This window comes from Pararhizobium sp. DWP3-4, assembly GCF_049898205.1.
In the GTDB taxonomy this organism is placed as follows: domain Bacteria; phylum Pseudomonadota; class Alphaproteobacteria; order Rhizobiales; family Rhizobiaceae; genus Pararhizobium.
On record NZ_JAFCXF010000001.1, the window covers coordinates 106412 to 120339 of the forward strand.

The window sequence follows — 13928 nt, forward strand, 5'->3', positions numbered from 1 at the left end:
GGTTCATTCTCCCCTTCAAGCGACGGCAACGGCCGGCTGCGATGCAGCGGCGAGCACGTGGTTGATCGATTCGGCGGCGTCGCGGCCCATGGCAACAGCGGAAACCGTCAGGTCCTCGCCGCCCAGCACACAGTCGCCACCCGCCCAGACACGGTCGAGCGAGGTGCGGCCTTCGCCATCGACGACGATGCGGCCGGACTGCAGGGTGATGATGCCGAGACCGTCGGCCTCGAACATCTGACCGATGGCTTTGAGCACATGATCAGCGGTAATCACGCCGGTCTCGCCAGTTGTCGTCAGCCGGCCGTCGGCAATGGCCGTATAGTCGAGTTCGATCCCGGCAACCTTGCCATCACGGGCAATGATGCGCTTGGGCTGCAGCCAGTGTCGGATGGTCACGCCCTTGGCGGCAGCCAGATCCTGCTCGAACACGGAGGCGTTCATATGCTCTTTGCCGCGGCGATAACAGATGGTCACCTCCTCTGCGCCGAGCAGCTTGGCCTGAACGGCCGCATCGACGGCCGTCATGCCGCCGCCGAGCACCACGACGCGGCGACCGATGGCGATGTCGGCCTTGGTTTGCGATTGGCGCAGTGCCGCGATGAAATCGACGGCATCCTCGACACCTTCTGCGGTTTCGCCTTCGGCCCTCAGCGCATTGACGCCGGCAAGGCCAAGACCGAGAAACACCGCATCATGCTTGGCCAGCATGTCGCTCAGCGAGAAATCACGTCCGAGCATCATGCGATTGCGGATATCGATACCGCCGATGGCAAGCACGTAATCGACCTCGGCCTGGGCGAAATCATCGACGGCCTTGTAGGTGGCGATGCCGTATTCATTGAGGCCGCCTGCCTTTTCACGGGCATCGTAAATGGTGACGTCATGGCCCTTGACGGCCAGGCGGTGAGCGCAGGCGAGCCCGGCCGGGCCGGCACCGATGACGGCGACGGATTTTCCGGTCGGTGCGGCACGCTGGTAGAACTGCCGGTTTTCGCGCATGGCGATATCGGTCGCATAACGCTGCAGCCGTCCGATCTCGACCGGCCGGTGCTCGGCCTCGTTGCGCACGCAGGCCTGTTCGCAGAGCGTTTCGGTGGGACAGACGCGAGCGCACATGCCGCCGAGGATGTTCTGGTCGAAGATGGTGTTTGCCGACCCGATGGGGTTTCCAGTCGATATCTGCCGGATGAACAGCGGGATATCGATGGAGGTGGGACAGGCCGTCATGCAGGGCGCGTCGTAGCAGAAGTAACAACGGTCGGATGCGACCAGTGCTTCATGCTCGTCCAGCGGCGGGTGCAGATCGGAAAAATTCTTCTCGTATTCGACGGGTGACAGGCGCCCGCTCAGTATTCCAGTTTCAGTCGTTCCCATTTTTTGCTCCCAAATGTCGCGCCTCAGGATGTTGAAACGGTAACACGCTTTATTTTTTTATCAAACGGTAAAATTTTAAAATGAAAATCGCTGGAATCCCAGCATCGTAGGGGTTTCAAGGGGGCTGAAAAGGCAAGTCTTATGGTCTGTGTTTGACAGAAGCCTGGAAAAAGTGTCAGCACATCGTTCAGGGAGTACGGACAATGGCGCGCAGACCGGACGGTAATAACAGGCTCGATGACGCCGCGCGTGCGGGCTGGCTCTATTATGTCGCCGGGCGTACGCAGGACGAAATTGCCTCCACGATGGGCATCTCGCGTCAGTCGGCCCAGCGGCTCGTTTCTCTGGCAATGGCCGAACGTCTGATCAAGGTTCGCCTTGACCACCCGATCGCGGCCTGCCTGGAACTCGGGCTTCGCCTCAAGGAAAAATTCGACCTGTGGCAAGTGGACATCGTGCCGAGTGACCCCGGGTCTTCATCGACGACGGTCGGCATTGCGGAAGCGGGGGCTGCCGAGATCGAGCGCTGGCTGAAATCGGTCGATCCGATCATCCTGGCGATCGGCACGGGGCGAACGCTGAAGGCGGCGATCGACCAGTTGCCGGCGATGGAATGTCCGCAGCATCGCATCGTCTCGTTGACCGGCAATATCGGTCTGGATGGATCGGCTGCCTATTACAACGTCATCTTCTCGATGGCGGATGCCGTCAAGGCGCGGCATTTTCCGATGCCGCTGCCGGTTCTGGTGTCTTCACCGGAGGAGCGGGCGCTGCTCCACAATCAGGCGCTGGTCAAATCTGCCCTGCAGCTCGGTTCCGAAGCCAATGTCGCCTTTGTCGGTGTCGGTGAACTCGGCCAGGACGCGCCCTTGTGCGAGGATGGCTTTTTGGCGCGCGACGAGATGATGCAGCTGATGGACGAGGGGGCTGCGGGTGAAATCTGCGGCTGGATGTTTGATCGCGACGGGCGGATGCTGTCCGGCAGCATCAACGAGCGTGTTGCCAGCGTGCCCTTGCCGTCGCGTGATTCGGCGACCGTCATCGGCATCGCCAAGGGCCAGCGCAAACAGGTTGCTTTGCGGGCCGCGCTGACGGGGCGAGTGATCAACGGCTTGATCACGGACGAGGCAACGGCCCAGTTTTTGCTCGCCAATTGAGCGTCTAGACAGAAATTTTCACAAGCAAAATCAAACAGGCCATCGGACGTTTCTGCACTGCAGCAACGAATGCCGATTGACATTTTTCGCGGATATGTGAGTAATTGCCCACGAGCAAGGCAAATGCTCATAACTCTTCTGGGAGGAAGATATATGAACTTGAAAACTTTCCTGCTGGGCACATGCTCGGCAATCGTCATCGCGGGTTTCGCCCAGGCAGAAACCCTCACCATTGCCACGGTGAACAACAGCGACATGATCCGCATGCAGGGGCTGACGGACGATTTCACCAAGGCCAACCCCGACATTCAGCTCGATTGGGTAACGCTCGAGGAAAACGTGTTGCGCGAACGCGTCACCACGGATATCGCCACCAAGGGCGGCCAGTACGACGTGCTCACGATCGGCACCTATGAAGTTCCGATCTGGGCCAAGCAGGGCTGGCTCCTGCCGCTCGACAAGCTCGGCGCCGACTACGACGTCGACGATCTGCTGCCTGCCATCCGCTCGGGCCTGACCGGGGAGGACGGCAAGCTCTACGCTGCACCGTTCTACGGCGAAAGCTCGATGGTCATGTACCGCAAGGACCTGATCGAAAAGGCCGGTCTGAAGATGCCCGATGCCCCGACCTGGGAATTCATCGGTGAGGCAGCCCGCAAGATGACCGATCGTGCCGCCGGCATCAACGGCATCTGCCTTCGCGGCAAGGCCGGCTGGGGCGAAAACATGGCGTTCCTGACCGCCACCTCCAACGCCTTTGGCGCACGCTGGTTTGATGAAAAATGGCAACCCCAGTTCGATCAGCCGGAGTGGAAAAACGCGCTTGAGATGTATGTCAAGCTAATGAACGATGCCGGACCCCAGGGTGCTTCGTCCAACGGCTTCAACGAAAACCTGGCGCTGTTCCAGCAGGGCAAGTGCGGCATGTGGATCGATGCCACTGTCGCCGCGTCCATGGTAACCGATCCGAAAGGCTCCACGGTCGCCGACAAGGTCGGCTTCGCTCTGGCTCCGGATACGGGCCTTGGCAAGCGCGGCAACTGGCTGTGGGCATGGAGCCTTGCCGTTCCGGCAGGTACCCAGAAGGCGGAAGCTGCCGAGAAGTTCGTGTCCTGGGCAACCAGCAAGCACTATCTCGACGTGGTCGCTGCCAAGGAAGGCTGGGCAAACGTTCCTCCGGGTACTCGTACCTCGCTCTACAACAACCCCGAGTACCAGAAGGCGGCGCCGTTCGCCAAGATGACGCTCGAAAGCATCAATGCCGCCGACCCGAAGAACCCGTCCGTCAAGCCCGTGCCTTACGTCGGTGTTCAGTTCGTCGCCATCCCGGAATTCCAGGGTCTCGGCACGACGGTCGGTCAGCTGTTCTCGGCGGCTCTCGCCGGTCAGATGACGGTTGATGATGCGCTGGCGCAGGCACAGCAGGTAACCACCCGCGAAATGACCCGCGGCGGTTACATCAAGTAGGTTCCTTCCCAAGGACAGGCAGCCCGGACTACCATCCGGGTTGCCAACTCTAACCTGGCGTCGTCCGCTGTGAAGTCTATTGGTCACCGCGTCTGACGTCAGGCTTTTCCAAAAAGACGACCAAGGCGGCCGGCTTGCTGCCCTCCCGGCGGGGCGGGTGTCCGGACCGGCATCAGAGGGAGGGTGTTGAAATGGCTACGCAGAATACGCGGGCGCTTGCGCGCTGGATGATGGCCCCGTCTGTCGGGCTTCTCCTGATCTGGATGATCGTGCCACTGGCCATGACGCTGTGGTTCTCGTTCCAGAACTACAACCTGCTCAACCCCGGCAATGTCAGTTTCGCCGGCCTGTTCAATTATCAGTATTTCTATGCGGATCCTGCTTTTTTCCAGTCCATCTGGAACACGCTGCTCATCGTGGGCGGCGTGCTTTTTATCACGGTCATCGGCGGCGTCGCCATTGCGCTGATGCTCGATCAGCCGATGTGGGGGCAGGGGCTTGTCCGCATCCTGGTGATCTCACCGTTCTTCGTCATGCCGCCGGTTGCGGCGCTGGTCTGGAAGAACATGATCATGCATCCGCAATATGGCGTGTTTGCAGATATCAGCCGCTTCTTCGGACTGCAGCCGATCGACTGGTTCGGTCAGTATCCTCTGTTTTCGATCATCATCATCGTCGCCTGGCAATGGCTGCCGTTTGCAACACTGATCCTTTTGACCGCCCTTCAGTCGCTTGACGGCGAGCAGAAGGAAGCCGCCGAAATGGATGGCGCCGGCTTCGTCAACCGCTTAATCTACCTGACGGTGCCGCATCTGGCCCGCTCGATCACCGTCGTCATCCTGATCCAGACGATCTTCCTTCTGGGGGTCTATGCCGAAATCCTCGTTACCACCAATGGCGGCCCGGGTTACGCATCGACCAACCTGCCGTTCCTCATCTACCGCACCGCTCTGCTCGGCTACGACGTCGGCGGCGCTTCGGCCGGCGGCATCATCGCAGTCATCCTCGCCAATATCGTCGCCTTCTTCCTGATGCGCGCCGTTGGCAAGAACCTCGACAAATAGTTAACGCAGTTCCTGACGGAAAACCGCTTCACACTTTTCCTGGAACAGCTTTTTAAGGGAGGCAAGACCATGGCACGTGCCGTTTCGACCAGAAGAACCGTCTTCTTCACCATCGTCGCCTGGATCATCGCACTCGTGATCTTCTTCCCGATCCTTTACACGATCATCACCTCGTTCAAATCCGAGACCGAGGCGATCCAGGGGTTTAATCTCGTTCCCTCGGGCACGGTCGAAAGCTACGGCGCCGTGCAGGCCCAGAGTAATTATTTCAAGTTCTTCCTGAACTCGGTCATCCTGTCGCTTGGCTCGACGCTGCTTGCGCTGCTGATTTCGGTGCCGGCCGCATGGTCGATGGCCTTTTCGCCGACCAACAAGACCAAGGACATCCTGATGTGGATGCTCTCCACCAAGATGATGCCGGCTGCAGCCGTCATGGTGCCGATCTATCTGCTGTTCCGCGACTTCGGCTTGCTCGACAGCCGCTTTGGCCTCACCGTCATGCTGACGATGATCAACCTGCCGATCGTCGTTTGGATGCTCTATACCTACTTTCGCGAAATTCCCGGTGAGATCCTGGAAGCCTCGCGGATGGATGGTGCATCGCTCTGGGGCGAGATCGTCTACGTGCTGACGCCCATGGCGGTGCCTGGTATCGCCTCGACCATGCTGCTCAACATCATCCTTGCCTGGAACGAAGCGTTCTGGACGATCCGGCTGACCACCACCAATGCGGCGCCGCTGACGGCCTTCATAGCCTCGTTCTCCAGCCCGCAAGGTCTGTTCTGGGCAAAGCTGTCGGCAGCTTCGACCCTTGCCATCGCACCGATCCTGATCATGGGCTGGTTCTCACAGAAACAACTTGTCCGCGGCCTGACTTTTGGCGCCGTGAAGTAACGCACAGAAAAGACTTGGGAGGCACGCATGGGCAATATTCAGCTGAAAAAGGTCAACAAGAGCTTTGGCGCGACGCAGGTCATTCCCGGTATCGACCTGACGATCAACGAGGGTGAATTCGTCGTCTTCGTCGGTCCTTCGGGCTGCGGAAAATCGACCTTGCTGCGCCTGATCGCCGGCCTTGAGGATACGTCGTCGGGCACGATCGAGATCGACGGACGCGACGTCACGGGCATGGCGCCGGCCAAACGTGGACTGGCCATGGTGTTCCAGTCCTACGCGCTCTACCCACACATGACGGTGCGCAACAATATCGCCTTCCCCCTGAAGATGGCGAAGATGGATCAGGGTGCGATGGACAAGAAGGTGACGGAGGCGGCGCGCGTCCTCAACCTCACCAACTATCTCGACCGGCGCCCCGGCCAGCTTTCCGGCGGCCAGCGCCAGCGTGTTGCCATCGGCCGTGCCATCGTGCGCGAACCCTCGGCCTTCCTGTTCGACGAGCCGCTCTCCAATCTGGACGCGGCCTTGCGCGGCACGATGCGGCTGGAAATCAGCGAGCTGCATCATCAGCTGAAGACGACGATGATCTACGTCACCCACGACCAGGTCGAAGCCATGACCATGGCCGACAAGATTGTCGTGCTCAACGCCGGCAATATCGAACAGGTCGGTTCGCCGCTCGATCTCTATCACCGGCCGGACAATATCTTCGTCGCCGGCTTCATCGGTTCGCCGCGGATGAACTTTGCGACCGGCGAATTCTCCAAACCGTACAACGCACATACGATCGGTGTTCGTCCGGAGCATCTCAAACTCTCGACCGAATCCGGCGCTTGGCGTGGCACCGTCGGCGTCGCCGAACATCTGGGATCGGATACCTTCCTGCACATTCATGTCGATGGCATCGGGCTGGTGACAGCCCGTGTCGGCGGCGATTTTGCAGTCAAGCATGGCGACAAGGTCTTCCTCACACCGGAAGAGGGCCGCGTGCACAAATTCACGGACAAGGGACTGGCAATTCGATGACACGGCTCAAAGGTAAAAGCGCTCTGATCACCGGATCGGCGCGCGGGATCGGACGCGCCTTCGCGGAGGCTTACATCCGCGAAGGCGCTACCGTTGCGATTGCCGATATCAATCTCGAGCGCGCCACCCTAACGGCCGCCGAGCTTGGACCTTCGGCCTATGCGGTCCAGATGGACGTGACCAGCCAGGCGTCGATCGACGCGGCGGTTGCGGCGGTGGCCGCAAAGGCGGGTGGCCTCGATATCCTCGTCAACAATGCAGCCCTGTTCGATCTGGCACCGATCGTCGAGATCACCCGCGAAAGCTATGACAGGCTGTTTACGATCAATGTCTCCGGCACGCTGTTTACCCTGCAGGCTGCTGCAAAGCTGATGATCGCGCAGGGACGCGGCGGCAAGATCATCAACATGGCAAGCCAGGCGGGGCGCCGGGGCGAAGCTCTTGTCGGCGTCTATTGCGCCACCAAGGCGGCGGTCATCAGCCTGACCCAGTCGGCAGGGCTGGATCTCATCAAGCACGGCATCAACGTCAATGCGATTGCGCCCGGCGTCGTCGACGGCGAGCATTGGGACGGTGTGGACGCGATGTTTGCCAAGTATGAAAATCGCCCGCTCGGCGAGAAGAAGAGGCTTGTCGGTGCCGAAGTTCCGTTCGGACGCATGGGCACGGCCGAAGACCTGACGGGCATGGCGGTCTTTCTCGCCTCCGCAGACAGCAACTATGTCGTTTCGCAGACCTACAATGTCGATGGCGGCAACTGGATGAGCTGAGCTCACAGCTCGTCGAAAGGAATGAACATGACGACCAAACTCTCGCTCGCCAATCTTACCGCCATCAAGGCGACCGCCGCGATCCCGGCCTATGACCGATCCGCGTTAAAGGCTGGCATCGTCCATTTTGGCGTTGGCAACTTCCACCGCGCCCATCAGGCGATCTATCTCGATGATCTGTTCAACACCGGCAGCGACCACGACTGGGCGATTGTCGGGGCAGGGGTTTTGCCATCGGACGAGGCGATGCGGGAAAAGCTCGAAGCACAGGATTTCCTGACGACGGTGGTCGAGCAGGACAACAACAAGAGCGCTGCGCGCGTCACCGCGCCGATGATCGATTATCTGCGGCCGGGCAATGCTGCAGCGACGATTGCCGTGCTTGCCGATCCAGCGATCCGCATCGTCTCGCTGACGATCACCGAGGGCGGCTATTTCATCGATCCGGCATCCGGCGTGTTCAATCCCAAACACCCGGCCATCGTTGCCGACAGCCAGAACCCGAATGACCCGAAGACCGTGTTCGGCCTGATCATTGCCGGTTTGAAAGCCCGCAAGGACAAGGGCATCGTGCCGTTCACGGTAATGTCCTGCGACAATATTCCGGGCAACGGCGAAGTCACGCATGCGGCCGTATCTGGTCTTGCGAGCCTGTCCGATCCGTCCTTTGCCGAATGGATCGAGGCCAATGTCGCCTTTCCAAGCGGCATGGTCGATCGCATCACCCCGGCGACCAGCCCGCGTGAAGTCGGCATTGTTGCCGATGATTACGGTATCGACGATAACTGGCCGGTCTTCTGTGAAGAGTTCAAGCAGTGGGTGCTTGAAGATCATTTCCCCGCTGGCCGCCCGGCGCTTGAAAAGGTCGGTGTCCAGTTCGTGCCGGATGTCGGCCCTTACGAGCACATGAAGATCCGTATCCTCAATGGCGGCCATGCAGCGATTGCCTATCCCGCAGCGCTTCTCGATATCCATTTCGTCCATGAGGCGATGGAGGACAAGACGGTCTGCGCCTTCCTGGCGAAGCTCGAACAGGATGAGATCATCCCGGTCATCCCGCCGGTGCCGAATACCGACCTGAACGCCTATTTCAAAAAGGTCGAGTCGCGGCTGTTCAATCCTAAGATCGCCGACACCATTCCGCGCCTTGCGCAGGACGGTTCCAACCGGCAGCCGAAATTCATCCTGCCGACGACGGCTGACCGGCTCCGGCGCGGCGAGGACGTTGTCGGCCTTGCGCTGGTGTCGGCGCTTTGGTGCCGCTATTTTGCGGGAACCTCCGATAGCGGCAAGCCGATCGCCTTCAACGATGCCAGCGCCGACCGGCTTCATGCGGCGGCGATCAAATCCAAGGACGATCCACAGGCCTTTCTTGCGCTTTCGGACATCTTCGGCGATGTTGCGCAATCAACGCTGTTCCAGAAACGGTTCGCGCATGCGCTGCGGACGCTTTGGGACAAGGGCACGCGGGCGACGCTGCAGCTCTATCTCGACGGAAAACTTGGAGAATGATTTCATGACGCTTCAGCCCCTGGGTAACGTCGTGGCCGGATACTGCGGCCGCTCCGGCGGGCAAGCGGTGGTCTGACGCCTATGAATACGCATCCGCCAAAACTGGTGATTTTCGATTGCGACGGGGTTCTGGTCGATAGCGAACCTTTGTCGCTTGATGTGCTGGTGCGTGTGTTGCGCAATGCCGGTGTCGATATGGATGCCGAAGAGGCAGCCGAGCGGTTTCTCGGCAAGAGCCTGAAGACCATGTCGGACATCCTGCATGACGATTACGGTCTTGCGGTGGACGATCATTTTCTGGAGCAGATGCGCCTTGATCTCTACAAGCGGTTTCAGCAGGAACTACAGCCTGTAGCGGGCATATCCAAGGCACTCGATCAGCTCGATCTTCCCCGATGCGTCGCCTCGTCAAGCCAGATGGAGCGTATCCGGCTTTCGCTGACCATCACCGGGCTGATCGACAAGCTTGAGCCCCATCTGTTCAGCTCCAGCATGGTGAAGCACGGCAAACCGGCACCGGATCTCTTCCTGCATGCCGCTGCCGAGATGGCAACGCCGCCGGAAAACTGCATCGTCGTCGAGGACAGCCCTGCCGGGATTGAGGCTGCCAAGGCAGCCGGCATGCGGGTTTTTGCCTTTGCCGGCGCCTCGCATGCAAAGTCCGAACGGCATCTGGAATCATTGCGGCGGCTTGCGCCTGACGTGCTGTTTGACGACATGCGGGAATTGATCCATTTTGTCCGCAAAGAACAAAGGGACGGGAACGCAGGGCTCTGATGGCTGATTTGATCGTTGCTGTCGACGTCGGAACCGGCAGCGCTCGCGCTGGTATTTTCGATCGGCATGGCAGACAACTGGCCCGCGCGGATTATCCGATCGCGATGAACCGGCCTGAAGAAAACCACGCCGAGCACGATTCCGAAAACATCTGGGCCGCCGTCTGCATCGCCGTCAAGACCGCCCGCGCCAAGGCCGGAGTGCCTGCCGAATCCATTGCCGCAATCGGTTTCGACGCAACCTGCTCGCTCGTCGTGCGCGACAGGGACGGAGCGCCTTTATCGGTCAATCGCAAGGGCGATCCGCGCTGGGACACGATCGTCTGGCTCGACCACCGGGCGCTGAAGCAGGCCGATTTTTGCACGGCCACCGAACATCCGGTGCTCAACCATTCCGGCCGCGTGATGTCTCCGGAAATGGAGATGCCGAAACTGATGTGGCTGAAGCAGAACCTGCCGCAGCAATGGGAGAAGGCGGGATATTTTTTCGATCTGGCCGATTTCATGTCCTGGCGGGCAACCGGCAATGCCGCCCGGTCGCGTTGCACGCTGACGGCCAAATGGAATTATCTTTCGCACAAGGAAAATGGCTGGCAGGACGGGTTCCTCACAACGATCGGGCTTGAGGACTTGCGCGAGCGTGGCGGTTTGCCGGAAAAGACGCTGCCGGTCGGGCAATCGGTCGGCCATCTGACGGCAGCGGCTGCGGCCGAACTCGGCCTGCATGAGGATTGCGCGGTGGCGACGGGGCTGATCGACGCCTATGCCGGCGCCATCGGTGTGCTTGGCGCGTTTGCCGGCGAACCGGACAGGCTGGAGCGGCAACTTGCCCTGATCGCCGGGACCTCCAGCTGCATTGTCGCCTTTTCCCAGGAGATGAAGCCGGGTTTTGGCATGTGGGGGCCGTATTTCGAGGCGGCGTTTGCCGGCAGCTGGTTGATCGAGGGCGGTCAATCGGCAACCGGTGCACTGCTTGATCACGTGGTGCGCAGTCACAGTGCCGGCGGCGAACCGGATGCCGAAGTTCACGCCAGAATCGTTCTTCGCATTCAGGAACTGCGCGCTGCCTATGGGAGCGATTTTGCAGCGCGCCTGCACGTTCTGCCGGATTTTCATGGCAATCGCTCGCCACTTGCCGATCCGCATGCGCTTGGCGTCATCAGCGGCCTGACGCTGGATAGTTCGTTCGACGCGCTGTGTCGGCTTTATTGGCGCACCTGTGTGGCGATTGCGCTCGGAATCCGCCACATTCTCGAAATGATGAAACAAGCAGGTTACGATCTCGACACGCTGCATGTGACCGGGGGCCATGTGCGCAATGTGCTTTTGATGGAACTCTATTCCGACGTCACCGGCTGCACGGTCGTCGTGCCGGAAACCAACGATGCCGTTTTGCTCGGTACGGCCATGGTGGCCTCTGTCGCTGGCGGTCTCTATCCAGACCTTCGCGCCGCCGGACCGGCGATGTCGCCTGGCGGCCATGAGCAATATCCGAACGCGGACATGCGGGAAATCTATGACCGTGATTACCGCAAGTTCCTCAGCCTCTACAGGCATCGTGCCGAGTTGGAAGCGCTCTGAAAGCGGCCGAATTTATATTTTCAAAAAAATGCAGTTCGATCGGAACCTTTCGTGTGCCGGCCCGTTTCCATGATGTCTGGATAGCGGTTCACATCGCCCCCAATGGGAACCCCAATATATAGTCCAGCATCAGCTCACACGCCCCCTCGGTGAGTTGTCAATATCAGCCAGTGCCTTCCCCGGCGCTGGCTGTTTTTTTGCCATTTTTGCGGTGGTAATCGACGGGCGTGCCCAGCCTACCGCATCATATCATCGTTGATGATTTCGTATTCACGGGATGGGATAGTCAGGCGGTACTCGATGCGATCGGGTGCTGTGAGGTACATCGCCTTGCCGCCGATCGCCACCGGCACGACACGCTCCAGCACTGTGCGCGCAAATGTGTGCTCGTCCGCCTCCCGCTGTGTCGCCGCTGGCGGCAGATCCTCGACCCAGGCAAGCTCGATGGCCGCATTTTCGTCCAGGATCGTCTCGAAACAATCGATGGTCAGGGAGTTGAGGCCTGCCGAGATCGCGCCGTAAGAGGCCGAGTTTACGATGAGTTCGTGTAGCGCAAGGCCGATATGCAGCGTCGCGTTGGGGGAGAGATGCGCATTGATACCGGTGATGGAGATCGGCCTTTGGGAATCCGGCCAATAGGCGCTGAATTGCCGCTCGGTCAATGCAAACAGATAGGCCCCGCGCCAGCTGGAATCGGTGACGAGGTCTTGCGAATAGGACAGCGACTGGATACGGCCGCGAAATTTGGTGAGGAAATAGTCGAGCGACAGCGCTTGACGGGCTGTCTGTGTCGCAATGCCCTGAATGATCGCCAGCAGGTTTTTTGAGCGATGGCTGAGTTCGCGCAGCAGGGTCTTCAAGATCCGCTCGCGGTGCCTTGTCTCAGAGATATCGGTGATCACCGAGAGAATTCCGGTCATGTCCGCCGTCTCGATACGTTCGATATCGATGCGGTATGTCAGCACACCGGCGGCGGCGGTTACATCAACTTCCGTCGATATGGGTGTGTTGTGGCCGGCGACGCTGCGTTTCAGGGCAATCAGACGGGCGCCATCATCCGCGCCAAACACGGTTTCGTCTGCCTGTGCAGCCGTTGCCAGCAGTTGCAGCCCTTCAGGCAGGTTTCCGGACAGAATGGTGTCGAGATTGTCGGACTGGTAGACAAAGCCGGAGCCTGATTTCTTTAAAACCAGCTCCATCAAAACCTTGCTTACCGTGGCGCCGGTCATGATCGGGGCTGAATTGCCTGCATTGCCCACGCGAAGCGCCTTCCATTTTCTGATCAGTTCTCCGTGCAAGCCCAGCATTCGGAACAAGCGGTGGATCCGATCGGCATTCTGACCGGAAATGGGGCCGGCTCTCTTGCCTGTATGTTACACGGGATGCCGATTGACCCCGTGCCGTGATCGAGACTGTTCAGTCGTCGTTCGTGCAAAGCCGAACTCAGGCTGCAGCAGCCTTTGTGGATTCGTTAAAGAACAACGCTTGGGAGATCAATGCCTTGACCATGTCCGGATTGAATGGCTTGGTGACCAGAAAGGTTGGTTCCGGCCGTTCTCCGGTCAACAGGCGCTCGGGAAACGCCGTGATGAAAATCACCGGAATGGCGGTGTTCTTCAGAATATCGTTGACGGCATCAATACCGGAGCTGCCATCGGCCAGCTGGATGTCGGCAAGCACCATGCTGGGCCGTGTGGCCTTGAACAGGGCGACTGCTTCGTCACGCGTACGGGCAATGCCGGTCACCGTGTGACCCAGGCTTTCCACCATCTGTTCGATGTCGATCGCGATCAGCGGCTCGTCCTCAATGATCATGATATCGGTCGCAACCTGGCGGGAAATCTCTTCGGATGCGCGCTCGAGCAACTGGTTCATGCCGCTTTCTGTCATATCGAGCACTTCGGCGGCTTCGCTTGTGCGAAAGCCTTCCACGGACACGAGAAGAAAAGCCTGGCGGGCGAGCGGCGATACCGAAGCAAGATTGATAGAAGCGCGCTTTTCCCAAGCAAATGGCGAAACCGGTTCCGGAATCAGAACGGATGATGAGCCGAAAAGCTTGGTATACAGCTGGAACAAGGCAACCCTGTCACTGCTGGCTTCGGGAAAAATGCTGACGTCAGTGATCAACGCCTCCAGAACGGCTGCGACATAGGCGTCGCCCGACGTCTGCGATCCTGTCAATGCGCGGGAATATCGGCGCAGATAGGGCAGAAACGGAGCGATCCGGGTGGATAGTGACATGTAAAAACTCCCTCAATCTGGCCGAGCTTGTGGCCATGACAGCAAACAAACGCGACGCGA

The 13928-nt window shown here is 59.5% G+C and carries 12 protein-coding genes; 9 read left to right on the plus strand and 3 right to left on the minus strand.

What is annotated here, in order from left to right:
- Positions 1–15: 15 nt before the first annotated feature.
- The gene (locus ACP7E6_RS00500) at positions 16–1377 is read right to left on the minus strand and encodes an NAD(P)-dependent oxidoreductase (protein WP_426226931.1); all 1362 of its coding nucleotides are present in this window, start codon (positions 1375–1377) and stop codon (positions 16–18) included.
- Between the two features lie 203 nt (positions 1378–1580).
- Here ACP7E6_RS00500 and ACP7E6_RS00505 point away from each other — a divergent pair, with 203 nt between their 5' ends.
- The 9 genes from ACP7E6_RS00505 to ACP7E6_RS00545 all read left to right on the plus strand — a co-directional run bounded on the left by ACP7E6_RS00505 (position 1581) and on the right by ACP7E6_RS00545 (position 11627).
- On the plus strand, positions 1581–2534 hold the full coding sequence (locus tag ACP7E6_RS00505; RefSeq protein ID WP_426226933.1) for a sugar-binding transcriptional regulator: 954 nt from the start codon (positions 1581–1583) through the stop codon (positions 2532–2534).
- Positions 2535–2687: 153 nt separating this feature from the next.
- Positions 2688–4001 carry an ABC transporter substrate-binding protein gene (locus ACP7E6_RS00510; RefSeq protein WP_426226935.1) on the plus strand — a complete coding sequence of 438 codons (1314 nt, stop codon included), beginning with the start codon at positions 2688–2690 and terminating at the stop codon, positions 3999–4001.
- A gap of 191 nt (positions 4002–4192) precedes the next feature.
- Positions 4193–5065, plus strand: a complete 873-nt coding sequence (locus tag ACP7E6_RS00515; RefSeq protein WP_426226937.1) for a carbohydrate ABC transporter permease — start codon at positions 4193–4195, stop codon at positions 5063–5065.
- A 69-nt stretch (positions 5066–5134) separates the two neighbouring features.
- Entirely contained in the window at positions 5135–5959 is an 825-nt protein-coding gene (locus ACP7E6_RS00520; RefSeq protein WP_426226939.1) for a carbohydrate ABC transporter permease, read from the plus strand.
- A 27-nt stretch (positions 5960–5986) separates the two neighbouring features.
- Positions 5987–6988, plus strand: coding sequence for an ABC transporter ATP-binding protein (locus ACP7E6_RS00525; protein WP_426226941.1), 1002 nt, complete (start codon positions 5987–5989; stop codon positions 6986–6988).
- Entirely contained in the window at positions 6985–7758 is a 774-nt protein-coding gene (locus ACP7E6_RS00530; protein ID WP_426226943.1) for an L-iditol 2-dehydrogenase, read from the plus strand. The genes ACP7E6_RS00525 and ACP7E6_RS00530 overlap by 4 nt, the downstream gene beginning before the upstream one ends.
- Positions 7759–7785: 27 nt before the next feature.
- Positions 7786–9270, plus strand: coding sequence for a mannitol dehydrogenase family protein (locus ACP7E6_RS00535; RefSeq protein ID WP_426226944.1), 1485 nt, complete (start codon positions 7786–7788; stop codon positions 9268–9270).
- 81 nt (positions 9271–9351) lie between these two features.
- Positions 9352–10047, plus strand: coding sequence for an HAD family hydrolase (locus ACP7E6_RS00540; RefSeq protein WP_426226946.1), 696 nt, complete (start codon positions 9352–9354; stop codon positions 10045–10047).
- Complete coding sequence (locus ACP7E6_RS00545; protein ID WP_426226948.1) at positions 10047–11627, plus strand: FGGY-family carbohydrate kinase; 1581 nt, start codon at positions 10047–10049, stop codon at positions 11625–11627. Before ACP7E6_RS00540 ends, ACP7E6_RS00545 begins: the two co-directional genes overlap by 1 nt.
- 236 nt (positions 11628–11863) lie before the next feature.
- Here the strand turns inward: ACP7E6_RS00545 and ACP7E6_RS00550 are convergent, their stop codons facing one another.
- Positions 11864–12826: an HWE histidine kinase domain-containing protein gene (locus ACP7E6_RS00550; RefSeq protein WP_426228469.1), complete on the minus strand. Its 963-nt coding sequence runs from the start codon at positions 12824–12826 to the stop codon at positions 11864–11866.
- 244 nt (positions 12827–13070) lie between these two features.
- On the minus strand, positions 13071–13868 hold the full coding sequence (locus ACP7E6_RS00555; RefSeq protein ID WP_426226950.1) for a response regulator: 798 nt from the start codon (positions 13866–13868) through the stop codon (positions 13071–13073).
- Positions 13869–13928 lie beyond the last annotated feature (60 nt).